Source organism: Nocardia sp. NPDC004722 (genome assembly GCF_053601505.1).
Map to the genome: position 1 here is coordinate 1 of NZ_JBSGBY010001028.1, position 1,627 is coordinate 1,627.

Genomic DNA, 1,627 nt, shown 5'->3' on the forward strand with positions numbered 1-1,627 from the left:
TGCAACGCGGGCCGCCCGACACACACGCCCTGCCCGTGATGGGCCTGCTCCACCAGATCGCCCAGCAGTTCCCGGGATTCGATGGTGGCCATGGGCAGCGCCTCGGTGGCCCCGTACCCGGAGTACACCTTGGCGTCCTCGGGCAGCACGTCCCGCAGCGCGGCCACACACCAGTCGGGCACGGGCGCGCCGCCGGAGTAGATGCTCTGGATGGTGGGCAGCGCCGCGCCGGTCTGCTCGAGGTGCGCCAGCAGCGGGATGATCACCGCCGGTGAGGCGAACATGGTCCGCACCGCGAAGCGTTCGACCGCGTCCACCACGTGCGCGGGATCGGTCGCGCCGACCTGTGAGGGGATCAACGGCGGTAGCACGCAGCGGGATCCGAGCAGCAGCTCCAGGATGCCCGCCACCGGGGCGGTGATCAGCGAGGTGCCCGGCGGGACGTGCTCGCGGGCGTCGTCGACCTGCTCGATCATGGCGGCGAGGTTGCCGTGGGTCAGGACCACCGCCTTCGCGGGACCGGTGCTGCCGGTCGTGTAGGCGATCAGCAGCGGCTCGTCGTCGGGCCCGGGCTCCCGCTCGGGCAGCGTGGATGCCGGTGTGCGGCCCCAGCTTTCGAGGGTCGGGCCCTGCCACCAGGAGCGGCCGACGGTGACCGCGACGCGCACCTTGCGGAAGTAGGCGCGGAACACGATGCGCAGCGCCTGCGCCTCCACCACACCGACGAAGGCTTCCGCGTCGGCGGCTTGCAGGCAGCGCAGCATCTTGAACATGCCCATGCCCGGATCGATCACGACCGGCACCGCGCCGATCTTGAACAGCCCGTAGAGGACCGCGTACAGCTCCGGCCCCGGCCGCACCAGCACGATGGTGCGCACGCCGCGGCCGACGCCGGCCTCGATGAACTTCTCGGCAATGGTGTCCGACCAGGCGTCGAGTTCGGCATAGGTGAGTTGCTCGTAGTTGGGCAGCCCGGCCTTGTTCCTGCCGTTCGGATAGATCACCGCCTCCCGCTCGGGATGGGCGGCGACGATATCGCGAAAACGATCGAGAGCGCGCCAATAAATGGTGGGCAAGGAATGCGACACACTTCCCCCAGTGAATTGTCGAGGAATGCGATGAATGTATCGGTGAGGCTACACGCGGTGTCCTCGAACCGCCACCGGTGGCGGTTCGTAATCACTTGATATACAACGTGTTTAGTGTGTCCTCGGGTACCGACACCGGTTCTTCACCTACCCCTATTCCACCCCCTACGGGTGAGCCGCGTTCCGGCCGTCGCATAGGGTCTGTCCAGCGATATCGTGCCGAAACAAGATCTGGCGCAGTGTTATTCGTGTGACGGGAGTGGCCTCCCGCTACTGCTCGGTACGGTAGCGTTTCACTCGGCATCGGGGCTATGGGATATCAGCGAGGCCGGCTCGGGGGACACCGAATTGCGGCCGTCGCAACCAAATTCGACCGGACACGCACAGTCCAGAGAGCAGGGGGCCACATGCGTACCCGCTTCGAATCTATCGGTGCGTACACACCGAGCACGATTCGTTCCACCGAAGACGTGATCAACAGCCTTTCCGTGCCCAGGGTCGCCGTATACACCACCTGGGTGTGGCTGGCATTCGAGATC

1 protein-coding gene is annotated in these 1,627 nt (G+C 66.3%); it reads right to left on the minus strand.

Annotated elements, in window-relative coordinates; translation table 11 throughout:
- On the minus strand, positions 1-1,076 hold a 1,076-nt coding region (locus ACWELQ_RS45365), incomplete at its 3' end, for an AMP-binding protein (RefSeq protein ID WP_452403138.1).
- Positions 1,077-1,627: the final 551 nt, after the last annotated feature.